The 25,990-nt window shown below is 58.9% G+C and carries 17 protein-coding genes; 8 read left to right on the top strand and 9 right to left on the bottom strand.

All coding sequences use genetic code 11. The features are described 5' to 3' along the window. Position 1 precedes the first annotated feature (1 nt). The 4 genes from WDN02_RS07785 to WDN02_RS07770 form a co-directional block, all read right to left on the bottom strand. Positions 2-1,744 (bottom strand): fumarate reductase/succinate dehydrogenase flavoprotein subunit, encoded by a 1,743-nt coding sequence (locus WDN02_RS07785; protein ID WP_337292944.1) that lies wholly within the window; start codon positions 1,742-1,744, stop codon positions 2-4. A 68-nt stretch (positions 1,745-1,812) separates the two neighbouring features. Beyond that, complete coding sequence (locus tag WDN02_RS07780; RefSeq protein WP_337292943.1) at positions 1,813-3,201, bottom strand: FAD-dependent oxidoreductase; 1,389 nt, start codon at positions 3,199-3,201, stop codon at positions 1,813-1,815. A 378-nt stretch (positions 3,202-3,579) separates the two neighbouring features. Next, the gene (locus WDN02_RS07775) at positions 3,580-4,320 is read right to left on the bottom strand and encodes an outer membrane beta-barrel protein (protein WP_337292942.1); all 741 of its coding nucleotides are present in this window, start codon (positions 4,318-4,320) and stop codon (positions 3,580-3,582) included. Between the two features lie 115 nt (positions 4,321-4,435). After that, a complete protein-coding gene (locus WDN02_RS07770) occupies positions 4,436-6,934 on the bottom strand; it encodes a TonB-dependent receptor (protein ID WP_337292941.1) in 2,499 nt (832 codons plus the stop codon). 473 nt (positions 6,935-7,407) lie between these two features. Between WDN02_RS07770 and WDN02_RS07765 the strand changes: the two genes are divergently transcribed. The 5 genes from WDN02_RS07765 to WDN02_RS07745 all read left to right on the top strand — a co-directional run bounded on the left by WDN02_RS07765 (position 7,408) and on the right by WDN02_RS07745 (position 14,376). Further along, positions 7,408-8,031 (top strand): response regulator transcription factor, encoded by a 624-nt coding sequence (locus WDN02_RS07765; RefSeq protein WP_337292940.1) that lies wholly within the window; start codon positions 7,408-7,410, stop codon positions 8,029-8,031. Positions 8,032-8,367: 336 nt separating this feature from the next. Further along, the gene (locus WDN02_RS07760; RefSeq protein WP_337292939.1) at positions 8,368-10,236 is read left to right on the top strand and encodes a PQQ-dependent dehydrogenase, methanol/ethanol family; all 1,869 of its coding nucleotides are present in this window, start codon (positions 8,368-8,370) and stop codon (positions 10,234-10,236) included. A gap of 86 nt (positions 10,237-10,322) precedes the next feature. Then, positions 10,323-12,104 carry a quinoprotein dehydrogenase-associated putative ABC transporter substrate-binding protein gene (locus WDN02_RS07755; RefSeq protein WP_337292938.1) on the top strand — a complete coding sequence of 594 codons (1,782 nt, stop codon included), beginning with the start codon at positions 10,323-10,325 and terminating at the stop codon, positions 12,102-12,104. A 69-nt stretch (positions 12,105-12,173) separates the two neighbouring features. Beyond that, the gene (locus tag WDN02_RS07750) at positions 12,174-13,394 is read left to right on the top strand and encodes an ABC transporter substrate-binding protein (protein ID WP_337292937.1); all 1,221 of its coding nucleotides are present in this window, start codon (positions 12,174-12,176) and stop codon (positions 13,392-13,394) included. Further along, positions 13,381-14,376 carry a PQQ-dependent catabolism-associated beta-propeller protein gene (locus WDN02_RS07745; protein ID WP_337292936.1) on the top strand — a complete coding sequence of 332 codons (996 nt, stop codon included), beginning with the start codon at positions 13,381-13,383 and terminating at the stop codon, positions 14,374-14,376. The genes WDN02_RS07750 and WDN02_RS07745 overlap by 14 nt, the downstream gene beginning before the upstream one ends. Positions 14,377-14,399: 23 nt before the next feature. On the opposite strand, the gene WDN02_RS07740 is transcribed toward WDN02_RS07745, so the two are convergent. The 5 genes from WDN02_RS07740 to WDN02_RS07720 form a co-directional block, all read right to left on the bottom strand. Beyond that, a complete protein-coding gene (locus tag WDN02_RS07740; protein ID WP_337292935.1) occupies positions 14,400-15,020 on the bottom strand; it encodes a response regulator transcription factor in 621 nt (206 codons plus the stop codon). After that, entirely contained in the window at positions 15,017-16,363 is a 1,347-nt protein-coding gene (locus WDN02_RS07735) for a sensor histidine kinase (protein ID WP_337292934.1), read from the bottom strand. The genes WDN02_RS07740 and WDN02_RS07735 overlap by 4 nt, the downstream gene beginning before the upstream one ends. A gap of 552 nt (positions 16,364-16,915) precedes the next feature. Further along, on the bottom strand, positions 16,916-17,125 hold the full coding sequence (locus WDN02_RS07730; protein WP_337292933.1) for a hypothetical protein: 210 nt from the start codon (positions 17,123-17,125) through the stop codon (positions 16,916-16,918). 37 nt (positions 17,126-17,162) lie between these two features. Continuing rightward, positions 17,163-18,689 (bottom strand): SulP family inorganic anion transporter, encoded by a 1,527-nt coding sequence (locus tag WDN02_RS07725; protein ID WP_337292932.1) that lies wholly within the window; start codon positions 18,687-18,689, stop codon positions 17,163-17,165. Between the two features lie 71 nt (positions 18,690-18,760). Further along, complete coding sequence (locus WDN02_RS07720) at positions 18,761-19,831, bottom strand: sulfate ABC transporter substrate-binding protein (protein ID WP_337292931.1); 1,071 nt, start codon at positions 19,829-19,831, stop codon at positions 18,761-18,763. A gap of 557 nt (positions 19,832-20,388) precedes the next feature. Here WDN02_RS07720 and WDN02_RS07715 point away from each other — a divergent pair. The 3 genes from WDN02_RS07715 (at position 20,389) to WDN02_RS07705 (ending at position 25,865) form a co-directional block, all read left to right on the top strand. Further along, complete coding sequence (locus tag WDN02_RS07715; protein ID WP_337292930.1) at positions 20,389-22,839, top strand: SEL1-like repeat protein; 2,451 nt, start codon at positions 20,389-20,391, stop codon at positions 22,837-22,839. A 233-nt stretch (positions 22,840-23,072) separates the two neighbouring features. After that, the gene (ilvD, locus tag WDN02_RS07710; RefSeq protein WP_337292929.1) at positions 23,073-24,917 is read left to right on the top strand and encodes a dihydroxy-acid dehydratase; all 1,845 of its coding nucleotides are present in this window, start codon (positions 23,073-23,075) and stop codon (positions 24,915-24,917) included. Between the two features lie 606 nt (positions 24,918-25,523). Then, complete coding sequence (locus WDN02_RS07705; RefSeq protein ID WP_337292928.1) at positions 25,524-25,865, top strand: hypothetical protein; 342 nt, start codon at positions 25,524-25,526, stop codon at positions 25,863-25,865. Positions 25,866-25,990 lie beyond the last annotated feature (125 nt).

The raw sequence follows: 25,990 nt of genomic DNA, 5'->3' as shown, positions 1-25,990 counted from the left end.
CCTATTCGGCGGCGACAGCGGCAGGCTTCAGCCGCATATGGTTGTATGACCCGCGATCGGCTTCCGGCACCGGCACGATATAGGGCGCGATCGGCAGTTTGCGCGATGCCGTGGTGCCATCGGACTGCTTTTCGAGCAGCGTATGACAGAACCAATTGTCGTTGTCGGTTTCGGGATAATCGACGCGACGATGATAAAGGCCCCAGCGGCTCTCCGTCCGGAACAGAGAGGCGCGCGCGGCCATTTCGGCGCAATCCAAAATCGAATGGACCTCCATCGCGCGCATCAATTCATGTGCGTCACGCGCAACGAGCGACGACAAATCCTCACGGATCTCACCAAAGCGTGCGAGGCCGATCTCCATCTTTCGCGTGACCTTTGGCGGCTGCAGATAGTCGTTGACCATCCGGCGCGTCTTATATTCGACCTCTTCCGGCGTCAGGCCGTCATCGCGGCGCGTTGGTGCCAGCACGCGCTCTTGCTCCTTGGCGACGGACTCTTGATCAAGCGTGCCGAGATCGTGTTCGACACAAAAATCCGCGGCGTCCTCGCCGGCATAGGCGCCGTTGACGAAAGCGCCGAGCATATAATTATGCGGCACGCTCGCCATGTCGCCGACTGCGTAAAGGCCGGGAACGGTCGTGCGTGCGTGTTCGTCGACCCATACGCCCGACGCGCTATGGCCTGAGCAAAGTCCGATCTCGGATATATGCATCTCAACCATGCGCTGACGATAATTCGTCCCGCGCCCTTCATGGAAACGGCCGCGGCTTGGGCGTTCGTTGGTGTGCAGAATTTGTTCGATCTGGCCTATCGTTTCTTCCGCAAGATGATCGAGCTTGAGAAAGACGGGACCGTTGCCGCCTTCGAGTTCGCGATAGAATTCGAGCATCATCTGACCGCTCCAATAATCGCATTCGATGAAGCGGTTGCCTTTCGCATTGGCGGTATAGCCGCCGAGCGGCCCGGTAACATAGGCGCAGGCCGGGCCGTTGTAATCCTTGATCAGCGGATTGATCTGAAAGCATTCGAGATTGGCGAGTGCCGCGCCGGCGTGGAAGGCCATCGCATAGCCGTCGCCGCAATTGGCGGGATTCTCATAGGTCCCGAAGAGATAGCCGGATGCTGGCAGGCCCAGCCGCCCGGCGGCCCCACATGCCAAGACCACGGCTTTCGCACGGACGAAGATGAATTCCGATGTGCGCGTGTTGACGCCAATAACGCCGGCGATGCGTCCGTCCGGCGCGGTCAGAAGCCGCGTCGCCATGAAGCGATTGGTGATGTCGACGCGCAGCCGCCGAAGCTGGCGATAGAGCGCCTTCTTGACGTGATGGCCCTCCGGCATCGGCAGAACGTAAGTGCCCATATGATGCACCTTGCGGACGTTGTATTCGCCGGTGCCGTCTTTCTCGAATTTCACGCCGAGGGAATCGAGATATTGGATCATCTCGAAACTGCGCTGCGCATAGGCCATCACCGCCGGCTGATGGACGATCCCGTCGTTGGCGATCGTGATCTCTTTCACATATTGCTCGGGCGTCGCATGGCCGGGAATGACCGCGTTGTTCAGCCCGTCCATGCCCATGCTGATGGCGCCGCTGCGCTTGACGTTGGCCTTCTCCATAAGGACCACGCGGAGCGCTGGGTTCTTCTCCTTGGCCTTGATGGCCGCCATGGGGCCGCCGGTGCCGCCACCGATCACAAGGATATCGGTTTCGACTTCATGGGTAATGGGTTGGCTCATAAGCAAAGTCCGCGCTGAGAAGTCCCCAATGTGGCGGGATCGCGGGCGGCGCGGCAGCAATAAATTGCCTAAACCGCGGCGTTTTCTTGGGTGAGCACGGCCGCAAGCTGGGTGGCAAGCCGCCCGGCCTGAACCTCGATTTCGGGCGCGCCATAGGTGTCGCCAAACCGTTCGCGGGTGAGCGGCCCGAGCGCGTAAAAGTTTGTCGCGTTCCCGACGACTCGAAAATCTCCATCGACGGCAAGTCCGAGGCCGAGAGGATCGGCCTCCGCAATACCTGCGGCGATGAGGCCGCCGAGAAAATTCGTCGGATCGGCGCTGAGCTTCTGTTTCGGCCCCGTGCAATTGACGATGCCGGCGACACGGAGCGTTTCGTCGGCGGCAGCGCCGCGGCGCCGGAAGGCGACATCGAAGCCCTGCGCCGTGCGTTCGACACCTATGACATGCGCCGCCAGAATCCTGACCTGCCCACGCGATTCGGCGGCTTCGATCAATTCATAGGTTTCCGGCGCCATGCGGTAGCGATGGACGTCGTAAAACGTTTTGAGGTGACGCAGGAACCGGTGCTTATCAGCATGTGTGAGTCGCGACCAGAGATATCCGCTCTGGACACGCAAGGCGGTGAAGACACCGCGCCAGGAAAGTCCTTCCGCCTCGACGCGATCCATCTCGGCGCGAATCGATTTCACGTAATGCGCGACTGATGCCGACGGCCATGCGCTGAGATCAAGACCTGGCGGCACGCTCGCCGGCCCACTTTTACGCGGCAGAAGACCATGCCGCGAAATTGCAGTGATTGGACCGCGATGGCCTCGCGCCAGAAGCGAGGCGATGACATCGGCCATCGTCAACCCGGTGCCAATGATGAGCACGGCGCCGTCGCGCGGAATTTCCCGGAGACGTTCGACGTTCCAGGGATTTTCGAGAAAGCCCGGCGTTCCAACAAGCGTCGCGGGAATGCCGCGTGGCAACGCCGGCAATCCATGGCTGACCGCGACCACCACATGGCGCGCACGCAACTTCCTCCCGTCGCTGAGGGCAATTTCGGCGCCGCCTTCCGCAGTCCGCACGGATGTGGCCTCGGCCTGAATATGACGAAAAACGGCCGCCGAAGTCCGTATCGCCTCGGCAAGCCGGTCTCGCACGAAAATGCCAAACCAGCGGCGCGGCACGTAAGTGCGTTCAGGGTCGCCGTCGCCGATCAGTTCCGGATGCTGCGTCTTGAGCCAAATGTCGAAGCGATCTTGAGGCGCCGCGCTCACGCCCATCCGGTCGGCCGGCACATTGATGCGGTGCTGCTCGTCCGGCGTCGCATAGGCGACACCGGAGCCCACATCTGCGCGCGGCTCGATAACAGCGATTCTCGCCCCGGCACGCGCGCGGCGCAGGAGATGCAGCGCAAGAACAGCGCCCGTGTAGCCGCCGCCGATGATCGCGATGTCGAAACTTTCACCCAAGAGAGCGCCCCATCATAAATCAAGATTCGCTCGTGTGCATCTCACTCGCGTATTGGGACATTTTCTAGTTAGATTGGCTTAAAAGGAAATACTGGCAATCATTTTTTCTTGATTTCCGTCATCTGCGTTTTTCACATCTCCCTATCGTTCTTGCATCGAAAATTTTCTTCTCCGAGCGACGATGTAGGGGCGAAGATAAAACCGTGGACACCAAGGAATTGCATACGAAGGCCGGGATCAAGCTCGATCGCGTCATCAAGTAGACTCTCTCCGGCAGACATCGCCAACAAAAGAGCCGCCGCAAAATGCAGCGGCTCTTTTATTTTTTAAGTGAAGATGGCCGCGTGTCCCGTCAGCCATAAAGCCGGATTGGCCGGCTTAGTATTTCGCAACGACCGGCGTAGGCGGCAGCACATCGCCGAACCTATAGCTAAAGCCCGCCTCAACCCGATTATCCCACAGACCCTCGTGGATAAATTCCGTGCCGGTATCAAGATCGTGATGACCATATTCCGAAAACCGATCCTCGATGAGGATCGACCAATTGGGATCAATTGCGTATTCGACGCCACCACCGCCGGTCCAACCGATGCGGCCAAAGCTGTCACCCGCATAAAAATTGCCGGGAGGATTTTGCGCCGTATTATGGAAGCCCGCGTAAGTACCGCCCCCCGTGAGAAAAAATAGTATTTGATTCCAGGCTATACCGGCTCGGGCTCGAATAGAGGCTTCAATATCGGCGCGCGTTGTATTCGCCCATGTATTGCCATTTGAAGTGCCATTACCGTTGAAGTTCGTGTCCTCGACATCGCCCTCGATGCCGAAAACGAATTGGCTCACCTGATAATTGTAACCAATATGACCGCCGCCGACGACACCCTTATTGCTATAAGGCAACTCTGAGGCGATCAAAGCCGTGTTGGTTGGATCGAAGCGATCCCAGCTGGTCTGTCCCCACTGAATACCAATCTGGCCACCGACATAAACACCGGTCCAGCTGAGGACCGGAGGAGCCGGCGTATAAACCGGCGCACCTTTTGTGGAAGGCAAGTCGGCCGCAAAGACTGAAGTTGTCCCCACCGTCAAAAGCAGCGCTGCTGCTGAAATGGCTTTGCGCATTTCTTCCCCCCGAAATGAATATGCATCAACTGTTTATTCGCGCTTCCGTCAGTCGTAACTTTTTAAAGAAGGACCGGCGAACTGCCCGCCGGTCCTGAAGCCGGAATTTAACGGCTCAATATTTGGCCACGAGCGGCGGAGCCGGTGGCGGCGCGTCATTCAGCGAGTATTTGAGACCGACGAAGGCTTCGAATGGCGGCGCAATCGTGATGGCGCGTGGGTCTTCGCTCGCAAAAAGGCCGGCCGGACCGCCTGTAAGCTGATTGGTCGTCGAATCTGTCTCGTACAAGGTGCCAAAGGTCGCGCCACGAAAATTGGCGGCGTTGTTAATCAGACCGTAGATCTGAAGGTCCTTGGTCACCTGATACGACGTGCGCAGATCGATTGTGGCATAGCCAGAGACCCGCGGGTTGAGACCTGGCCCGAGCGTGTTGTTGTCCGCCCCGAAATAATATTGGCTGGAGCGATAGACCACGTCACCGCCCACTTTCCATCCCGGCAGGACTTCATAATCGATGCCGAATTTGAACTTATGGTTCGGAATGCCTGGAATATTATCGCCAGGTGAAACCTGTATCTCGCCCGTATCCGGATCGGAGGTTGGATTGTTCGGCGACGAAAGCGCTATTGACGTCAGGTATATCGCCCGGATGTAGGAATAGTTGACATAAACATCCCAACGGTCGGTCGTATAGGTGGCGCCGATGTCGACACCTTCGCGCAGCGTATTGCCAGCGTTGGTGAAAAACCCGAGAGTCGGATCAATTGGGCTTGGAACATTCGTAATATCGTCCTGGTTCTCGGTGTGATAGCCGGCAATGCTCCAGTCAAGCCGGCCCGGTGCCCAGCCCCAATTGATTACGTTGCTGCCCTTGAAGCCGGCTTCGACGGTCCGGGCGACGATCTGCTTCAGCGGCGGGTCGGCGGAGAGGAAATTATCGATGACGCAAGGCGTCTGCGGGCTCGAGCAACCGATTTCAAGAGGCGTCGGCGCGCGATTGGCTTCTGAATAGCTCGCGTAGGCTGCGATATCCGGCGTGATCTTGAATGTCAGGCCGACAACAGGATTGATACGGTGGAAACTTTGGGTCCCATTGATATTGGGCTCGACTGTTCCGTCGGTGGCGATACCACCAGACTCATTGCCGCCCATATCGGCCAGCGAAATAATGGCGTCGTTGAAGCGTGCGCCGGCGTGGATGGCTAATCTGTCCGTGATGTCGAAGTTATCAAGCACGTAGACGCCGATATAGGTATTCTGCGCCTTCACGGACACCGGGACAATAGAGTTATCGGGATCGTCGATAAGGTTATTGGTAAACGGCACGACGAAATTCGGCGGCAACGTGCCTAGAGTGCTGCTGCCGTTAAAATTGGTCCAGCCATGATCGACACTGACGCCGGCGGTGATCGTGTTGTTGTGACCAAGGATACGATCGGTATCGGTCAATTGCCCCGTCGCGCCCGTGCTCAGCGTATGCGTCCAATTGCTATCGATCTCTCCCAAAGGCTGGCCGTCGGGCAAGTTAAACGGATTGCTGACGTTCGTTGCCGGTATGCCGGCACCCGAGACTGGATCGGTGCCATTACAGGCCGCATTCGTGCCGCCCGGGCCCAGACCGGCGCCGGCGTCGCAATTAAAATAATCGCTGATGTTGCCATCATGATGCACTGACGCATATTGGCGGAAATAGGTATTGCCATTGAACGTCAGCGTCGGCGTAATGTGTGTTTCATCCGACAACGTGATCATTTCCGCGGCGCTGTCCGTCGTCTGCGGCGTCGTGAAAACGGCCCAGGGGTTTTGCTGGGCGAGTTGCAGCGGGGTGGTGCCAGCGATGCCAACGCCCGCAGCGCCACCTGTCATGCTCAAATGGAGTTCGCTGTTCCAGGCGCGATAGCCAATGTCGCCATAGGCGCGCTCCGCGTCCGACTGGCCGAAATAGCGGAAGCCGTTGGTGCCAATGCCATCAATGTCGAAGTAATAGGCCCAATCGCCCTTGTTGACACCGTATTGGGCGTAACCCTGACCGGTATAATCCATACCGCCCTGGAGATTGATTTCCGTGCCTTGCCAATTGAAGCCGTTCTTCATTTGCATGACCACCGCGCCAGCGAGCGCGTTGAGGCCGAAGACCGGATTGCCGGTTACGATCTGTGCCGTGCTGATCGCCGACGGCGGGATCAAATCCCAATTGACGACGTCGCCGTAGGATTCGTTGATTCGGACACCGTTCATATAAACGGCCAAGCCCTCAGGCGTCCCTGGGACCGGAGTCGCGGTTTCGCCGCGAAAGTCCACTGATTCATATAGCGGGCTGCCTTGCGAATCGGTCACCGAAATGCCCGGCGTGCTGCGCGCCAGCGCATCCTGCAGGGTTTGCTGATGGAGATTGCTGATCGTCTCGCTGGTGAGGATCTGCGTTTCGCTCGGCACATCCAATACACTCGTATCACTGCCGAGCGGCGTCGTCGCGACGACATCGACCGTTGGAAGCTGGCCGCCAGCGGCCGGTGCCGCGCTTTGCGCGAGCGCCATTTCAAAGGAAAGTGGAAGAAGAGCGCAAGAAAGAAGAGCCGCTTTTAAAGAAAGCCCCTTGCGAGCTGATGACATTTTATCCCCCCTAAAAAGGCTGCTCGCACGCAGCCTTCTTGCCCGTTTCATGATTATGACAGGTTATCGGGGGACACTAGTGCAGCTTCGCCACACGCGGGCTCAAAGCATTGAAATTAAACGAGAATTTTTTCCGAGTAGTTTCGGAAAACTTGCCGCCCGGGTTCTGGATACTTGCTAATACTTTTGAGGATAAATTCCCGAGCGCGTGCCGTTTCGGTGCCACCATTCGGGAAAAACGGCGTTTGCTTTCTCATGGCAATATTTGCAACACGCCGCTGACCTATCACACATGCCAAAGCTATCAGTCGTCTTCTTCAAGCAATTCTCGCGATGGCTCAGCACGGCGTTCGGAGGACCGACGAGCAGGAAGAAACGGCAGAATCCTTGGGCTATCATTGTCATTGCTGCTTCGGACAACAAAACTTAACGCTCAAAAACATTGAGCGTTGGCACAATCCGAAACCGGCGAGATGCAAGTCCTTATCGTCGATGATCATCCCGTCGTCATAGCTGGATGTCGCGCGATTCTTGCCTCGGATAGCGACATTTCCGTGATCGCGGCAAGCGACGCGAAGACTGCCGTGGCTCTCTATGAATCCGAACGCCCGGACGTCGTGGTCGTCGACCTCAATCTACGCGGCTCCATATCGGGTTTCGAGCTCATCGAGACGATCCTGGCGAGCGACCCGGCGGCACGTATTATCGTCCTCACCATGACTTACGATCCCGTGCATGCCTTGCGGGTCATCGAGAGTGGTGCGAAAGCTTACGTCGGCAAAAGCGAGGATCCGGAACGTTTCCTCACCGCGGTTCGCGCGGTTGCCGACGGACACAGGTTCGTTGGCGCGGATATGGCGCAGAAGCTTGCCTTCTTTGATCGCGGCGGTCGCACGGAACGTATTAATGAGCTCACTGCGCGCGAACGCGAAATCCTCTGTCTTCTGTATGCGGGCAAAAACATGATGGAAATCGCCGACGTCATCGAAATGTCGTACAAAACGGTCGCCAATGCCTGCGCCGCGTTAAAGCGCAAGCTCGGCGCGCGTTCACTCACCGACCTCACGCGGATTGCCCTCGAGAACAAACTGACCTGATTTCGTGAGATTCGAAACAGAGGCGAGAATTCCTCCCGACGAAAGCCATTCAGGAGATCGTTCGCATCGCAGCATGGCAGTATCTCGCACGTGTTTGTCGCTTCGGGAGAAACTCCCGACCACTTTAGGTAACCCTTCTATAGCTCGCTACCTTTCTTCCTGACATGCATTGGAACATGGCACGGAAGGGTTCGGCGCGCAGAAGAACGCGCCGCGGATACGGCGTCGATGCAGACTGCGCCTCTCATCCAACGATAAATTTCCGCGTGCCATGACGCCAGCGCTCGATCGGCGGGGAACCGCCGTCGACGCGTCTCCTAGCGAAGAGGAAATGTCATGACATGTAGAGGGAAGCTTTTGCTATTGGCAGGAGCTGTGGTTGGGCTTGTCGCTCTGGCGGGTCCCAGTTTCGCCAATCAGGATATTGTTCAGCGTGAACAAAACCCCAATCTCTGGCCGGTAACGGGCGGCGATTATGGTCTCAAGCGTCACAGCACGCTCAGCGACATCAATAAAGATAATGTCGACAAGCTGCAGATGTCCTGGTCGCAGTCGAGCGGCGCGTTGCGCGGTCACGAGGGCCAGCCTCTTGTGGTTGAGGTGGACGGCAAGCCGATGATGTATCTGGTCAGCGCGTGGCCGAACATCGTTCAGGCGCTTGATCTGACCGATCCGGACAATCCAAAGGAAATCTGGAACTATTTGAAGAAGACCGATCGTGATGAATCGGCTGTCCCACGCGCCTGCTGCGACACCGTGAACCGCGGTCTCTCCTACGCCGAAGGCGAAGTTGTATTCGGCACGCTCGACGGTTTCGTGATCGCGCTCGATGCCAAGACCGGCAAGCAAATCTGGGTTGTCAAGCATGCCTACCCGGAGCATGGCGAGACGCAGACCAACGCGCCGATGATTGCCGAGAATCTGGTGATCGCGGGCTTCGGTGGTGACGAATTCGCTGCGCGCGGACGTCTCGACGCCTACGACCTCAAGACCGGCAAGCTGGTTTGGAGCAAGAAGAGCAACGGCACCGACGAAGAAATCGGCATCACTGCCGATACCAACAAGGATCACCCCGAACACGGCACTGCCGGTCATCGCCTCGGCTTCACCTATCCGAACGATGAATGGAAGCGTGGCGGCGGCTCGCCTTGGGCTTGGTACAGCTACGATCCCGAACTGAAGCTCATCTATGAGTCGAACGGCAACCCCGGCAACTGGAGCCCGACGACCCGTTGCGGTGAAAATCCGCCGACGCAAGAAGGCTGTAACTCCGGCAAGTGGGACAACAAGTGGTCGATGACCATTTTTGCCCGCCGTGTCGACAACGGTGACGCGGTCTGGGCCTACCAGATGACGCCTTTCGATCAGTGGGACTATGACGGTGTCAACGAGAACATTCTCGTCGACTTCCCGAACATCGACGGCAAGCCCGTCAAGGGCCTCGTCCATTTCGACCGCAATGGCTTTGCCTATGTGCTTGACCGCACGAATGGCGGGTTGCTGCGCGCGAGCAAGTTCGTGGTCGTCAACTGGGCCGAGCGGATCGATCTGAAGACGGGCCGCCCGGTCAAGGTTTACGAACATTCGCCGCTGAAGGTTGGTGTCAATACACAGGCTTGCCCGTCGGCGATGGGCGGCAAGGATCAGCAGCCTTGCGCGGTAGATCCCAAGGATCCGAGCAAGTTCTATTGCTCGACCAACAACTGGTGCATGGAAGACGAGCCGCAGCAGCGCGTTAGCTTCCAGCAGGGTACGGTCTACGTCTTCGCCAACGTCTACATGTACGAGCAGAAGCCCGGCGTTGCCGGCCGCTTCAAGAAGTTCGACGTGTTGACCGGCAAGGAAGACTGGGACATTCCGGATCCGTATCCGAACTGGAGCGGCGCTCTCGTGACCGACGGCGGCCTGGTGTTCTACGGCAGCCTTGGTGGTGACTTCCGCGCGGTTGATCGCGACTCCGGCAAGATCCTTTGGCATCGCAAGCTGGCCTCTGGCATCATCGGCAATCCGATCACCTATAAGGTCGACGGCAAGCAATATATCTCGGTCTGGAGCGGTATCGGCGGATGGATTGGTCTTCCAGTCACTGCCGGTCTCGACATGACCGATAAGTTTGGCGCGATCGGTGCGACGGCCATGGCGAAGGCCACTGGCCTGACCATGATCCCGCAAGGCGGCACGCTCTTCACGTTCCGTGTTTACTGATTAGCAGCGCTTTGACTGCGAGCCCTGGCGCATCCCGTATGCGCCGGGGTCTTCTTTTTTTGGTGACCAGTTTAAGGGTTCTTACGATGAACATCCGCAGCATCTCGATTGCGACTGCCGTGGTCGCGAATTTCGTATTCCTCCCGTCTGCCTTTGCCCAAACCGACTTCGAGGACATGACCTCCGCGCAAAAGCTTGAAGCGCGTAATGTTGCGGCTAAAATGCACATGGAGGAGATCAAGTTCTGCGCCGATGGCGGCAACCTCCCGTTCTCTAACCTCAAAGGCGAGGGTTTTGAGAACAAGATCGCCGAGATTCTCGCGAATGCGGTTGGCGCGCAGCTTACCTATTATTGGCGGCCATCGCTCGAGCGCGGCGCCACCCGTGCGGTCTTCGATAACAGCGTCTGCGACGTCTTGATTGATATTCCCGCCAATTGGGAAGGCGCGCTGACGACACTGCCGCTCTATAGCACGACCTATGTTCTTGCTTATCGGAGCGACAAAGGCATAACCCCCTTCAAATCACTCGATGATCCGGAGCTCAAAAAGCTGCGCGTCGGGGTTTATGAGACATCGGCTCTGCGCGAAGCGCTTGCAAAGCGGGGCCTTACGAAGGTGGATGTTCATCCCGTCACATACGACGGCGATCTGAACGTCAAAGACCAACCCTGGTGGCAGGTCCAGCAGGTCGCGGACGGCGACCTCGATGTCGCGGCGGTCTGGGGACCGTTCGCCGGCTATGTGAAGGCAAAAAGAGGCGCGCCGTTGACCATCCAGCCGGTCAATCGCATGGACGATACGATCCCGCTCGAGTTCAATCTCGCGCTTGGCGTGCGCAGCACCGATGCCGTGCTGAAATATATGCTCGACGACGCCATGCAGAAGCATCGCGACGAGATCAAGAAGGTTCTGGAAGACTACGGCGTCCCGCTTGTCGAATGCGGCAGTTGCATCATTTCGGGCGACATCCCCGCGCATGGCACCTATTTCACGCCGGAAATCCACCTGACTAAGCCAACCGATACGACGACCGGCGAGGCGCCGCATGTCGCCGACGCAACGGTCAACCAATGGCTGAAGGACGGCCTCGATCTCAATTCGGCGCTGAATGGCGCCGTGGTCGACAGTGACCTTGAACGTATCCGCTATCTGGTCAGCAAGGGCGCCGACGTCAACTCGCGTGATGGTCTAGGGCAAAATCTGATTCATATCGCTGCCGAGCAACGCGACATGGATGTCATTTCCGAGCTTCTGGATGATGGCGCCAATATCGAAGCGCGCGACGGCGACGGCTGGACACCATTGATGCATGCCGCCTCGAGCGATAACGTGCCGGCCATTCGGCTTCTCATCGGGCGTAAGGCCAAGGTCGACGCCACGACCGCGGACGGATACACGGCGCTCGCCTATGCATTGGCAGACGGGCACTTCGCGGCGGCGCAGGCTTTGGTCGACGCCGGCGCTTCCGTCTCCAAACCGGTTGGACCGGAGAAGCTGACCCCGCTGATGATCACCGCAAGCCAGCTTCCACCGCGAAATCGCACGATGGCGCTCGTTGAAGGCGTCACCCCGCTCGATATGGCGCGCTTGCTCGTGACGCATGGTGCGAGCGTGAATGACAAGTCAAGCGCCGGGATGACAGCGCTTATGGTGGCGGCCGTTCACAATAATCCCACCATCATCGGCATTCTCGCGCAGCTTGGCGCGGATTTGTCGGCGAAAGAGACGGGTGGCCGTACGGCGCGCGAGCTTGCTGTGGCCAATGACAATCAAGCGGCCGCGCAAATCCTTGATGTCCTTGCTGCGACGAGCCCAAAATCGAAACGCTCCGATCCAACCGCGGGTGCCGAGGGAAAAACTCTCTGATCCATTGGGTTGAATTTCCCTTCCCCTATCTATACGGCCATCAAGCCGTCGAATCGGTTCGGAGCATCGATGCATAAAGCCAAATGCGTTTTCACGTTGGCTGCGTTGTGCGTTGCCCTGATTGGTGCCGCGCCTCTCTTCGCGCAAGCGCCGAGCGCCAAACCGGTACGCCACCTCCGCGTCGTGTATCTGGGCAAGCGCTATCGCGAGCCGACGCCGCTGTCGTTCCTCGACCAAGTCGTCGGCGACAAAGGGATCGCCGGCGCGCGCGTGGGTGCGGCTGACAACAATATCACCGGCAGGTTCATCGGCCAGCAGACCGACCTCGTGGAAGACATCATTCCGGAGGATGCCGATATTGTCACCGAGGCAAAAAAGGTACTCGCCGGCGGGGATCACTTCATCGTTGCCGATCTTGATGCCGAGGACTTGCTGGCCGTCGCCAATCTTCCAGCCGCCAAGGACGCGATCATTCTTGATTCGCGCACGAGCGATGACGCGCTTCGTCAGGAGAACTGCCGCGCGAACGTCTTTCACCTCTCGCCAAGCAATGCGATGCGCGCCGATGCTCTAGGCCAATTTCTGCTCTACAAGAAATGGACGCGTTGGTTTTTCGTTCATGGCGTGAAGCCAGACGATCTTGATTATGTTGATGCCGTCCGCCGCGCGGCATCACGCTTCGGCGCCAAAATCGTCGCGGAGCGAAACTATACCTACGACGCACGCACACGCGACACCGATACGGGCCATCAGCAGACCGAACAGCAGATGGCGCTCCTTACCCAGAGCGTGCCGGATTATGACGTGATCTTCGTCGTCGATGAGGACGAAGCCTTCGGCGATTATCTGCTTTATAACAGCACCGACCCGCATCCGGTCGTCGGGACGCAAGGGTTGGTCGCCGTCGCCTGGCATCCGGCGTTTACGGAATTTTCCGGTAAGGAAATGCAGCGGCGCTTTGTGCGTCTTGCCCACCGCACGATGACCGAGCGCGACTATGAGGCCTGGCTTGGTGTTCGTATCTTCGGGGAGGCCATGTTGCGGACCAATGCGTCAGATGCAAAGTCTCTGCGCGACTATATCCTCTCCGACAAATTCACGATCGCCGCCTTCAAAGGGCAAGGTCTCTCCTTTCGGTATTGGGATCTGCAGCTTCGGCAACCTGTTCTTCTCGCAGGGCCGCGCGCGCTGATCTCGATCGCGCCAATTGACGGATTCCTGCATCCGCGTTTCAACACGGACACGCTTGGCTATGATGAACCGGAGACGAAATGCCATGCGGTTAAATAAATATGCTGATGCAATGCGTTGTCTGGCGATCATGTCCGCGACATCGGCGCTGATGCTCGCCGCGGCGCCGAGCTTTGCCGTAACATTGTTCGTGACCAGTGAGCGGGACAACACTGTGACCGTTCTCGACGCCGACACGATGGCGGTCAAGAAGGTGATAAATGTCGGAACGCGCCCTCGTGGCATCGCGATCACGCCCGATTATCGCGAAATCTTCGTTTGCATCGGCGATGACGACCGGATGGATGTCATCGACACGAAGACGTTGGCGGTCTCGCGCAGCGTTCCCAACGTTCTCGATCCAGAGCTCGTCGCGATAGATCCTATCGGCAAACGGGTTTACGCGGCGAATGAGGAAGACTCACAGGTCACTGTCATTGACCGCGCGAGCGGCAAGATTGTCGGCACCGTAGGCGTCGGCGCGGAGCCAGAGGGCCTTTCAATCAGCCCCGATCTCTCGACGGTGGTCAACACGTCCGAGCTGACCAGCATGGCGCATTTCATCGACACGAAGACGCTAACGATCGAGGACAACGTGCTCGTCGATCAGCGCCCGCGCGAGGCGCAATATACGCATGACGGGAAGCAGGTCTGGGTCTCCGCTGAAGTCGGCGGCACAGTGTCCGTCATCGACGCGCAAAAGCGCACGATCATCAAAAAGATCGAGTTTGACATTCAAGGCGTACAACCGGAACTCATCCAGCCTGTCGGCATCGTTTTTTCGAAGGACGGGAAGCTCGCTTTCGTCGCCTTAAGCCATGCCAATCGCATTGCCGTCGTTGATACTGCAACGCTCACACCGACGTCCTATATCCTGGTGGGCGAGCGGCCTTGGCATATGGCTCTCGACCCTGACGGATCAAAGCTCTATGTCGCCAATGGAAATACAAACGATTTGACCGTTATCGATGTCGCAAGTCTCAAAGCCGTCCGGTCCGTCAACGTCGGGCACTTGCCGTGGGGCGTCGTGGCAATGCCGTAAGTCGCCGCGAGCCCGCGAGCGCCCTACTGCCGCTCCTGCATTTGATAGGTCAGGCGGACGAGGTCCGAGGTGCGTTCGACGCCAAGCTTGCCTTTGATGATGCTGCAGGCATTGGCGACGGTCTTATAGGTAATACCCAACGCAGAAGCGATCGCGACGAAGTTCTTCCCTTCGCCGAGCAGACGAACGATGTCGACCTCGCGCGTGGTGAGCTTTTCGAGCGGATTCACGCCGCCGTATTGCGAGACCACCAATTGTGCCGCGATCTCACGCTCCACATAACGGCCCCCGGCCGCGACCTCGCGCACCGCCGCGATGAGTTCGTCGGCCGAGGCGGTCTTGCTGACATATCCGCGTGCGCCGGCGTTGAGTGTCCGCGACACATAGATCGGTTCGGCGTGCATGCTAAGCACGACCACTTTGACCTGACGATTTTCGATCAACAGCCGGCGCAGAAGCTCAAACCCGCTCGAATTTGGCAGGTTGAGATCCAGCAACAAGACATCCGGCATCTCTGAACGGTACAAGGACAACGCTTCGTGCGTGGACCCAGCCTCGAAGACAGTCGTGCCCGGAAGCGCGGCAAACAGGCGTCGCACACCTGCACGCACCACGACGTGATCGTCGACGATTAGAAGCTTCATGTCACCGGTTCCGATACATTTGATTCTATCACATCGAGCGGCAGAGTCGCAACGATGGTGACGCCTTTACCGTCGGTGCGGTTGGAAATCGAAAGGGAGCCGCCAGCGTCTTCAACGCGCTCGCGCATACCCACAAGACCGTAACCGAAACGGCCGCCGCCAATAGGCAGTCCTGTGCCGTCATCGCTCACGATAACCTTGACGTGATTTTCGTCGGCAATCTTCGCCTTCAACTCCACAGCCGTTGGTTTGCCGTGCCGTAAAGCATTGTTGAGACCCTCGCGGAAAACCCGGTAAATTGTCGAGTCGAGCGTCTCGCCGAAACTCTCACAGTCGAGATCAAAGGAGATATGAACATCCTCCCGGCGTTTGCTCCAAAAGCCAACGAGATTGTCGACGGCCTGATCAAGACCGAGATCGAGCAGGACCGCGGGGCGCAGCTTGCCAAGCATGGAGCGGACGTGGAGCTGGATCTCCGAGATCGCGCTTGCAACCACATCAAGTTCAGTTCCCGTCTGCTTTTGGCCTTCTCCAACGCGCCGTTGCAACGTCGCCACATCGACGCTGAGCGCAAATAGCAAGGGGCCAATCTCGTCATGCAGGTCACGTGCAAGATCGGCGCGCTCTTCCTCCTGCACATTGGTGAGTTGCTGCTGCAGTTTCACGTTCTGCTGTTCTGTATTGGCGAGACGCGCCACCATGTCGTTGAAGCAATGCGAGAGGTCCGCAATCTCCGGCGCGCCGCTCTCCTCCATGCGTGGGCTGTAATCGCCGCGGCCAATAGTCCGAAACGCGGCGGTCATTTTTTGCAAGAGCGCCAGCGGACGTCCGAGCGTGAAATAAACCAGCACAAGAACGAGGGCACAGAACAACGTGAGAATGACAAGCGTGACTTGAAAATCGCTCCAGGCTTCGTCGATCTCGTTGTGGGAATCCGTCGACAAGAGAATCGAGCCGTAACGCGCAAAGGGCGGCGGTAGGTCGAGATGAACGATTTGCGGATCGCGTGCCAATAAATGGTTGAACCATGCCGGCGATGGATCGGTCGGAATAAGCAGCAGGGACCGGGCGATCGGCAGCCCTTGCGGATTCATCAAGAACGCCTGGACGTGACGATTGCCATCAAAATCGCCGATGAGCAGCTGAAGCTGGCGCAGCGGGTTTGCGGCTTCCTCGGCGTCGTCGGTGGCGTTCTGAACCGTGCGAATCCCGACGCTGAGCGCGGCCGTCATCTCGGTGTCGACCTTCTTGACCGCATCGAAATAGATCAGCGCGCAGCCGACAATTAGCGTGAGGGCCAGCACGCCGGCTATCGAAACGACAAGACGCAGCCTGAGTGACAAGACCGACCCCAATCCAATTCCTGAGCACGCATATGGACGACTGCTCGGCAGTATACTTGCCGCCGCCTCATTTTGGGGAGGAGAATGGGGCGTCCCTTGATCTACAAATGTTCCCAGATAACGTTAGAAACTCTCCCGCGCCACCCTCGTGCGGAACCGCGCGGAATCGAATTGACCGGGGGGTGGGCGGCCGCCAATAACGAATTGGCAAATTTTTTGCGTTATTTTAACTATGAGCGGAGCTTTAGGTCCGCCCAAGCGTTGAGTTTCCTTCAAAACGGGAGTTCGCAATGCGCGATTTCATCAAAGCTCTTTTTCGGCGCAGCTTGGACGTAGCTGGTGCTTGGTTGGGCGATAACGCCGCACACTTTTACGGCGTGCTCGTGTCCCCGCCGCGCGATCGAGCGTAGTCGCGGCCGATCATCTCCGGAAAGCGCGCGCAGCTAAACGACCAGACCTCGGAGGCCCTCGAACGGTGGCTGGCCAGCCTGGTATAACGCGCCTGCCCGATCGTTGATCGCTGGAGATGCGAGTTGCCAAGGGCGCCGATGTTCACACCAGATAATAGAGTTTGCCAGGAAGAGGATCAGTGAAATTGTCGGCGTCGCCACTTTCCGGAGTTTTCGGAATCCGGCTGTAAACTTGACGCACGGCTTTCAACGTCGCGGAATATTCCTCTTCTTCTTCCGGGAAAACCTGATCTGCCGGGAACCAGGTCTCGAAGCCGATATTTTTTAGAGCGCGTAGCGTGTCGTTGCGCACGCCGGCGAGAAGAATGGTGACGCCATGTGCATTCTCTTCACGCAGGAAATGCTCCAGCCGTTCGATGCAGACGACGTCCGGATTGCGCGCCCCGCTTCAGCCGCAGGATCACGAACCTGATATTCTGCGCCGCGATGCGAGTCTCGATTGTCTCCAGGTAGCGGTCGAGTTCCGGTGCCGCGCCGAAGAACAATTCGCCTTCGATATCGAAGATGATGAGCGACGGATCGATCGGGTCGGACGGTAGCCGCTCGCGAACGACACGCTCGGGCGTCACGATCAGCTCCGAACCCCTCAACTTCGCTGCGCGCGGCACGAAAAGCAGGATCGAAAAGGCGACGCCAAGGAGAACTGCCGTATCGAGATTGATGACGACGGCCGTGAGAGCTGTGATGATGACAAGGCCCGCGTCATAGCGCGACGCTTTCAACGTGTAGAAGAGGCGCTTGAAGTCGACGAGCCGCGCCGCAGTTATCAGCAAAAGGCCGGCGAGCGCCGGCCGCGGAACGTAACGCAAGAGAGGCGCGAAGAGAATCAAGGCCAAGGCCGCGGCGGCAGCCGTCACGACCCCGGAAAATCGCGTTGCGGCGCCCGCCTGGTAATTGATCGCCGAGCGCGACAGCGAGCCCGAGCCCGGCAAACTCTGGAAAAAGCCGCCTGTTAAATTTGCCAGTCCCTCGGCCAGGATTTGCCGATTGTAATCGATCCGCTGTCCGGTCTTGTTTGCGATCGCCTTGGCGATCGACAGCGCTTCGATGATCCCCACGAAGGCGATCGCGAACGCCCCTTGTGAAAGGTTGCCAAGCCATTCGGTCTTAACCTCTGGTATATGCGGCGAGGGGAAGCTTGCGGGAATCTTTCCGGCAGTCTCGATTACGGTCTCGCCGCCGAGGCCAGGCACCGACCAGCCCGCCAAGTAGGCGATCAGGCCCGTAACGATGAGAACCAAAAGCATATCGATGCGCGGCAACTTGTAACGTCGCACGATCGCCCGCAAAAGAATCGCGAGAGCGACCGCGACCGCTGTTAAGAGCAATGCTTTATAATTGACATGATCGCCGTGAAACAAGGTCAGCCAGAGCCGCTGCAGAACCTGCATATGGCCATTGCCCTTATTGTGGATGCCGAGCGCACCGGCGATTTGCCCGATCGCGAGCAAGAACGAGGCGCCGGCCAGAAAGCCGAGGATGACGGATTCGGAGATGTAGCGAGTCAAGTCTCCCAGCTTGAAAACGGCGATCAAAATCTGGATCGAACCGACGAGGACGCCAAGCAGGAACAAGGCCTCGTAGAGATCCGTGCGGTTCTCAGGATCAAGAAAGGCAAGCGCGCTGAAAACGAGAAGCGAGATCGCGCTGGTCGGCCCGTTGATGAGTTGCGACGACGAGCCGAAGATGGCAGCGACCGTCGTCACGACAATCATCGAATAGAGACCGAATTTCGGATCGACACCCGCGATGAGCGCGTAGGCCATACCTTCGGGCACCGCGATGGCAGCGACAGTCAGACCGGCAACAAGGTCGCGACGGCCCTTGTCCCAATCGTAATTCAAAGCGAGGCTCATATGGTTCCCCTCAACCCGGCGCCGCCACGGTTCAGCGCTCAAAACTCAGCGCGAGTGTTGCAATTGGTTCGTCAATTTGTCTTGGCCGGCGCAATCGCATCAAGGATGCCGTTGTCAGCAAAGAATTTCTCGCGCGCATCGTCCCAGTCTTTGGCAATGGCCGTGACCGGAAAAAGCTTGATCGCGCCGAATCGAGTCACATATTTCGCCGCGATCTTTGAATCGACCGGCCGATAGCCGAATTTGGCAATCGTCTCCTGCGCGGCGTCGCTGAAGAGATATTCGAGATAGGCTTTCGCATAAGTCGCCGTCTTTCGGTCTTTGAGATTCGCATCGACCCAGGCGACGGCCGGCTCCGCACGAATGCTGACCGGCGGGTAGACGATTTCGAGTTCGTCTTTATCGGCCGCGACCTCGCGCAACGCCTCGTTCTCCCAGGTCAGATGCACGTCGCCGATTTTTTCGACCGCGAAGCTGGTGGCCGCGCCCCGCGCGCCCGCATCGAAGACGGCGACATGCTGAAAGAGCGCCTTGAGATAGGCGAGCGCCTGCGCCGCGCTGCCGCCGCGCGTCGTCACAGCGCCCCAAGCTGCCAGAACGCTCAATTTGCCGTTGCCGGAGGTCCGCGGGTTCGGCGTCACGACCGCTACGTCGCCCTTGATGAGATCGGGCCAATCGTGGATCGCCTTCGGATTGCCCTTTCGGACGACGAAGACCAGTGTCGAAGTATAGGGCACTGAATTGTTCGGCAGGCGCGCCTGCCAGCCGGCGGCGATCAGCCCCCGCTTTGCCAACGCCTCAACGTCGGTCGGAAGTGCCAGCGTGACGACGTCGGCCTTTTGCGACCCGTCGATCACGCTACGCGCCTGTCGCGACGAACCGCCGTGCGACTGTTTGATGTGTAATCTGATGCCGGTCTGCTTCTGATATTCAGCGATGAATTGCGTATCGAGCGCACCGTAGAGTTCGCGCGTTGGATCGTAGGAGACGTTCAGAATTTCGTTGGCGGCGCTGCCTTGCAGATTTTTGGCGGTGACAAGTGTCGCTGCGACGAAGACCGCGGCGAGGCCAAGAAGATTGAGCCAAGGGAGGCGGAGCCGCCAACGCCCCTGCCCCGAAAGTCTGTTCGCTGAATCGAGCATTCGTGGACAATCGCCATAAAAGAATAGTCCATAATTATTATAGACTATTATATGCCTGTCAAACGGGCTGGAGCCCGATGCCCGGGCGTACCGAGGCGATCCCCTGGCGCTTTCGCGTCGGGCAACCCGCAATTGCCCATCGCCTCCATACGCTCGTCCTTGACCGAACCCATTCAGTCCATATAGTCTATAGGAAGTATTATATATGAGATAAAGACGTGGCGAGCAAGAATGGCAAGAGTGCACTTGAAGTCGCTTCGGCCCGAATGAATTGCGCCGATCCGCTGCATGATTTTTCGATCGTTCTGGCAGAGTGCCTGCAGCGTCAGATGGCGCATGAGTGCATGTCGCCCGGCAAATATCGAACCCGTCCGTCATCCGCCAGAATGACTTGTCGCACATCTATGATAGCGACGTCGTGCTGACGATCATCTGTCTTACGCGCGTTTGAACGATGAGGTAAAACGCGCGCACTAATCGCAATTGGCGTGGTCGATCACCGCGGTTTCGTCTCGATGATCCGGTCGATCTACGTCGCATAAAAAAGGGTTCTTGGATTGCCCGTTTCTGCTTCCCTTAAAGCTCGCCTCAAGCTCGGCTTCGCGGCACTTTATGTTTTGGCTTCACTGCCGGCTTCAGCCGACAAGCTGCAAGACGGCGCAGCCGCCTATACGCACGGTAAATTCGACAAAGCGCTCAGTTTGTTGAAGCCGCTTGCGGCACACGGCGATGCCTATGCCGAAATGACGCTTGGCCTCATCTATGCCAAAGGCCAGGGCGTCAAACAGGATTTCGCCGAAGCCGCGAATTGGTATCGCAAGGCCGCCGAAAAGGGCAATGCGTTCGCGCAGACCAATCTCGGCCTGTTCTACGCGCAGGGTCGCGGCGTGACGCAGGACTATGCCGAGGCAGCGAAATGGTACCGTAAAGCGGCCGATCAAGGATCGACATTCGCCGCCGGTAGCCTGGCGCTGCTGTACGCCAAAGGTCAGGGCGTGAAGCAGGATTTCGCCCAGGCTGCCACCTGGTATCGCAAGGCGGCGGACAAAGGCGATGTCTCGGCGCAAGTCAACCTCGCATCGCTTTATTTGCGCGGCGAAGGCGTAACCAAAAGCGATCACGAGGCCGTGCTCTGGCTGCGCAAGGCAGCGGAGAAAGGGAATGTCTATGCGCAATCAACCCTCGGCTATTTGTTAAGCCAGGGCCACGGTGTGAAACAGGACGCGACCGAGGCCGTCACCTGGTATCGCAAGGCCGCAAATCAGGGCGATGTTGGTGCGCAAACGCGTCTGGCCGATCTGTTGGCAAACGGCACCGGCGTTACGAAGGATGAACCCGCGGCAGCCGCGCTCTATCAAAAGGCTGCTGCACAAGGCAGCCTTTACGCGCAAAGCCGTCTTGGCGAGATTTACGCGGAAGGCCGCGGTCTCAAACAGGATGTGGCGCAGGCGGTCGAATGGTATCGCAAGGCGGCCGCGCGTGGCGATGTCGCCGCGCAAGCGCGCCTCGGTTTTCTTTATGCGCAAGGTCGCGGCATTGCCAAGGACGATGCGCAGGCCGCAAGCTGGCTTGAGAAAGCCGCTGCACAAGGCGACACCGCTGCCCAGAGCAATCTCGGATTGTTTTATGCCGAAGGCCGCGGCGTCGAGAAAGATTTCGCGAAGGCAGCCGAACTTTATCGCAAAGCCGCCGATAAGGGCGATCTCGCGGCGCAGATCAACCTTGCCAATCTACTCGCAAGGGGCGCGCTGGGCGTGAGGCAAGATTACGCTGAGGCCGCTGCGCTCTTCCGCAAAGCGGCAGAACGCGGCAATGCCGTCGCCGAAAGCAACCTCGGGCATTTTTACGCGGAAGGCCGCGGCGTCCCGAAGGATTTGGCGCAAGCGGCGGACTGGTTCCATAAGGCCGCGGATCAAGGCGATCTCTTCGCGGCGATCAGCCTCGCCCGCGCCTATGAACTCGGCGCCGGCGTCACCAAAGATCTCGCCCAGGCGGCGGATTGGTATCGCAAGGCCGCTGACAAGGGCAATGTCGGCGCGCAAAGCAAACTTGGCGAGTTCTACGCCAAGGGCGAAGACGTGAAACAGGATTTTGCGCAAGCCGCCGCTTGGTATCGCAAGGCTGCCGCGCAAGGCGATGCCGCGGCGCAGGCCAATCTGGGCCTGCTCTACGCGCGCGCCGAAGGTGTCGCGCAGGATTACGCGCAAGCGGCACAATATTATCGCAAAGCCGCCGATCAAGGCGATGCGTTCGCCGCGTCGAGCCTCGGCCTGCTCTATCAAAACGGTCAGGGCGTCAAACAGGATTATGCGCAGGCGGCTAAATGGTACCGCGAAGCGGCGGACAAGGGCGACGCAGCAGCCTCGCTGAATCTCGCGCCACTCTATGCCAAGGGTCTTGGCGTGAAGCAGGACCTGACCACGGCGGCAACCTATTACCGCAAGGCCGCGGATCGTGGTCTCGTCTCGGCGCAGGTGGCGCTCGCACAGCTTTATGAGAAAGGCCATGGCCTCAAGCAGGATTATGCCGAGGCGGCCGACTGGTATCGCAAAGCGGCCGGGCAAGGCAGTGTCTTCGCCCAAAGCATGCTCGGCGATTTTTACGTCAAGGGCCTTGGCGTGAAGCAGGATTATGCGCAAGCGGCCGATTGGTATCGCAAGGCGGCGACGCAGGGCGATCTCTTCGCCGAAACCGGGCTCGCCCTCATCTATGCCAAGGGCCAGGGCGTGAAGCAGGATTATGCCGAGGCCTCCAAATGGTATGCCAAAGCTGCGGCGCGCGGCGACGCGTTCGCGCAGAGCAATCTCGGCTTCCTGTACGCCAACGGACAAGGCGTGAAGCAGGATTACGTTCAGGCCTACAAATGGTTCGATCTCGCCGCCAATCACGGCCCGGCGGACAATCGCGCAACGGCCGCCAGCAATCGCGACATCATGGCTGACAAGCTAACCGCCGCGCAGATCAAGCAGGCCCAGACGCTGTCGGCAGGATGGAAGCCGACGCTTTAATGCGGCCCGGAGCGTGGAGTAGGCAATCCTGACACCGCTCTGCCAGATGGTGGGTTCAAAGGCCGGGCCTTGGGTGATCCGTCCTTGTCGCGGACGCGCCCGGCTCCTATTTGCAGGGCCGGCGTCAGCCTGCTAATTCAAGGCTTGTCTTCCCTCCAATCGGGCCTCATCGCGAGGGACTGAAAAGTCCGGCGATATCCGCGCGGAGACGCGAAAACCTGCGAGGATCATCCGTGCCTGCCTATCGCTCCCGAACGACGACACACGGCCGCAACATGGCTGGCGCACGTGGCCTTTGGCGCGCGACAGGTATGAAGGACGAGGATTTCGGCAAGCCGATTATCGCCGTGGTCAATTCCTTCACACAATTCGTCCCCGGGCATGTCCATTTGAAGGACCTAGGCCAGCTCGTGGCGTGGGAGATCGAGAAGGCCGGCGGCGTCGCCAAGGAGTTCAACACGATCGCTGTCGATGACGGCATCGCGATGGGCCACGACGGTATGCTCTACTCGCTTCCGTCGCGCGAACTCATCGCTGATTCCGTGGAGTACATGGTCAACGCGCATTGCGCCGACGCGATGGTTTGCATCTCCAATTGCGACAAGATCACACCTGGCATGTTGATGGCAGCGCTTCGCCTCAACATTCCGGCTGTCTTCGTATCTGGTGGCCCGATGGAAGCCGGCAAGGTCGTCTGGCCCGATCACACAGTGAAAATGCTTGATCTCGTGGATGCGATGGTCGCAGCTGCCGACGATCGCGTGTCCGACGAGGACGTGAAGACGATCGAACGCTCCGCCTGCCCGACCTGTGGTTCATGCTCGGGCATGTTCACGGCCAACTCGATGAACTGTCTGACCGAGGCGCTCGGTCTTGCCCTGCCTGGCAACGGCTCGACGCTCGCCACCCATGCCGACCGCAAGCGCCTCTTCGTCGAGGCCGGCTATCTCGCGGTCGATCTCGCGCGGCGCCATTACGAGCAGGACGACGAGAGAGTCCTTCCTCGTTCCATCGCAAATTTCTCGGCCTTCGAGAACGCGATGACGCTCGACATCGCCATGGGCGGCTCGACCAACACGGTTTTGCACCTCCTCGCCGCCGCGCACGAGGGCGAAGTCAACTTCACCATGGCGGACATCGATCGTCTGTCGCGTCGCGTCCCAGTCCTCTGCAAAGTCGCGCCCGCCGTCCCCAACGTCCACATGGAGGACGTGCATCACGCCGGCGGTGTCTTCGGCATCTTGGGCGAACTCGATCGCGCCGGCCTTATCAATACCGACACGCCGACAATTCACGCCGAGTCGATGGGCGCGGCGCTTGAGCGCTGGGACGTCAAGCGCACGCAGAGCCGCACCGTCCATGACTTCTTCACGGCCGCCCCGGGCGGCGTGCCGACGCAGACCGCTTTTAGCCAGGAGCGCCGCTTCGACGCAGTCGACCTCGACCGCGAGAAAGGCGTCATCCGCTCCGCGTCTAATGCCTTTTCAAAGGACGGCGGCCTCGCAGTGCTCTATGGCAACCTCGCCGAGGACGGCTGCATCGTGAAGACCGCGGGCGTCGACGAGTCCATTCTGGTCTTTGCCGGCCCGGCTCGGATCTTCGAAAGTCAGGACGCGGCGGTGAAGAGCATCCTCGGCAATGAAATCGTCCCCGGCGATATCGTGCTCATCCGTTACGAAGGTCCGCGCGGCGGCCCGGGCATGCAGGAAATGCTCTACCCAACGAGCTATCTGAAGTCGAAAGGACTGGGGAAATCCTGCGCCCTCGTCACCGACGGGCGGTTCTCTGGCGGATCGTCCGGGCTCTCCATCGGCCACGTCTCGCCGGAAGCTGCCGAAGGCGGCCTCATCGCTTTGGTCAAGGAAGGCGATCGGATCGAGATCGACATTCCCAATCGGCGCATACATCTCGCCATTCCCGACAGCGAGATTGCCGAGCGCCGCGCCGCGATGGAAGGCTTGGAATTGGAGGCTTGGAAGCCTGCTGAGCCGCGGAGCCGCAAAGTCAGCACGGCTCTCAAGGCCTATGCCTCCATGACGACGAGTGCCGCCTACGGTGCCGTGCGGCGCATCCGCTGAGCGGGACGTCATCGCACGACACAAATACCAGACTGCGACGGCCCCGCTGCCGATAGTGCCACATTTTGGCTGCAACATCGCCACTTCCGGCTTGCAGGTTAGCCGGTAATTCGTTGGCCCCGACGTTTGTCGACGCACTTTTCGACTCTCACTATGGGCATGCGCATGCTTGACGAAATTGTTTCTGACGCCAGAACGGCACCCACGCCGGACGTATCTGCTCCGGAAATAAAAGCGCAGGCGGACGCCATCTTTCACCATGTCCCCAGCAAAAGTGCCGAGAATGTCGTCTCCGCTGCCGATATGCCCCCGCTGCGGGCAGATGCAGCGGTGCCAGACATAAAGGTACAGCCGGCAGATACGATCCGCGGACGTGTCCCTCCCAAAGATGTTGAAAAAATTGCGCCGCGGCAGGTAAATCCTTTCATACGTTTTTTGCGATTTAGTGCGCGCTTGGCGTTCGTCGCTTTCTTATGTGTCTTGGCTTGGGTGGGAGGTGCCTATTATTCCTCTGGCCATCTGCCGTCAGGCCTTGTGACATCGAGCCAAGTCCCGGGAGTGCAGCAAAGCCCGCAAGCCAACGATCTGGCCGGCACAATGCGGCAAATGACTGAGGAAATCCGTGCTCTTAAAGCCAGCGTCGACGCCAGGAGTGCGACGCAGGACGCGAGCCAGAAAAGCCAGTTAAACCCCACGCAGACTGCGAGCGGACCAGCCGTCGCCGATCTTATGAGCCGGGTCGATAAACTGGACGCGGACTTCACCGCCAGACTGTCACAAGTCGACGAACAGCTCGCGGGCATCAAACAGGAAATCTCGGCGTCGCATGCCGTTCTGGCGTCGCGGGCGGCGCAGGCGCGCAAACATGCCAAACATCTGCATGATGCCTTCGATCCGGCGCGAGACCCCGCCGCGCCCGGAGTGCCCCACGCGCTTGGCTCCCGATGAAGCTCGACCGAACGTTCGTTTTCGTCCGGCGTGGGCCAGCCTGAGTCTTTATCAGGAAGAAATGTACCGGCATTTGACGCTGGTTTAATGCGGCCCGCGGCAGCGGTCCGTACACGGCGGCAATT

Origin of the sequence: Methylovirgula sp., assembly GCF_037200945.1 — a bacterium.
Taxonomy (GTDB): Bacteria; Pseudomonadota; Alphaproteobacteria; order Rhizobiales; family Beijerinckiaceae; genus Methylovirgula.
The sequence above is the reverse complement of the archived record's forward strand: the minus strand, read 5'-3'. Positions and strand labels throughout refer to the sequence as shown.

Bases quoted from the DNA above. Each gene is read 5' to 3' on its own strand.
- WDN02_RS07785 (WP_337292944.1), bottom strand. From the start codon at position 1,744: ATGAGCCAACCCATTACCCATGAAGTCGAAACCGATATCCTTGTGATC.
- WDN02_RS07775 (WP_337292942.1), bottom strand. From the start codon at position 4,320: ATGCGCAAAGCCATTTCAGCAGCAGCGCTGCTTTTGACGGTGGGGACA.
- WDN02_RS07770 (WP_337292941.1), bottom strand. From the start codon at position 6,934: ATGTCATCAGCTCGCAAGGGGCTTTCTTTAAAAGCGGCTCTTCTTTCT.
- WDN02_RS07765 (WP_337292940.1), top strand. From the start codon at position 7,408: ATGCAAGTCCTTATCGTCGATGATCATCCCGTCGTCATAGCTGGATGT.
- WDN02_RS07760 (WP_337292939.1), top strand. From the start codon at position 8,368: ATGACATGTAGAGGGAAGCTTTTGCTATTGGCAGGAGCTGTGGTTGGG.
- WDN02_RS07755 (WP_337292938.1), top strand. From the start codon at position 10,323: ATGAACATCCGCAGCATCTCGATTGCGACTGCCGTGGTCGCGAATTTC.
- WDN02_RS07750 (WP_337292937.1), top strand. From the start codon at position 12,174: ATGCATAAAGCCAAATGCGTTTTCACGTTGGCTGCGTTGTGCGTTGCC.
- WDN02_RS07745 (WP_337292936.1), top strand. From the start codon at position 13,381: ATGCGGTTAAATAAATATGCTGATGCAATGCGTTGTCTGGCGATCATG.
- WDN02_RS07740 (WP_337292935.1), bottom strand. From the start codon at position 15,020: ATGAAGCTTCTAATCGTCGACGATCACGTCGTGGTGCGTGCAGGTGTG.
- WDN02_RS07725 (WP_337292932.1), bottom strand. From the start codon at position 18,689: ATGAGCCTCGCTTTGAATTACGATTGGGACAAGGGCCGTCGCGACCTT.
- WDN02_RS07720 (WP_337292931.1), bottom strand. From the start codon at position 19,831: ATGCTCGATTCAGCGAACAGACTTTCGGGGCAGGGGCGTTGGCGGCTC.
- WDN02_RS07705 (WP_337292928.1), top strand. From the start codon at position 25,524: ATGACTGAGGAAATCCGTGCTCTTAAAGCCAGCGTCGACGCCAGGAGT.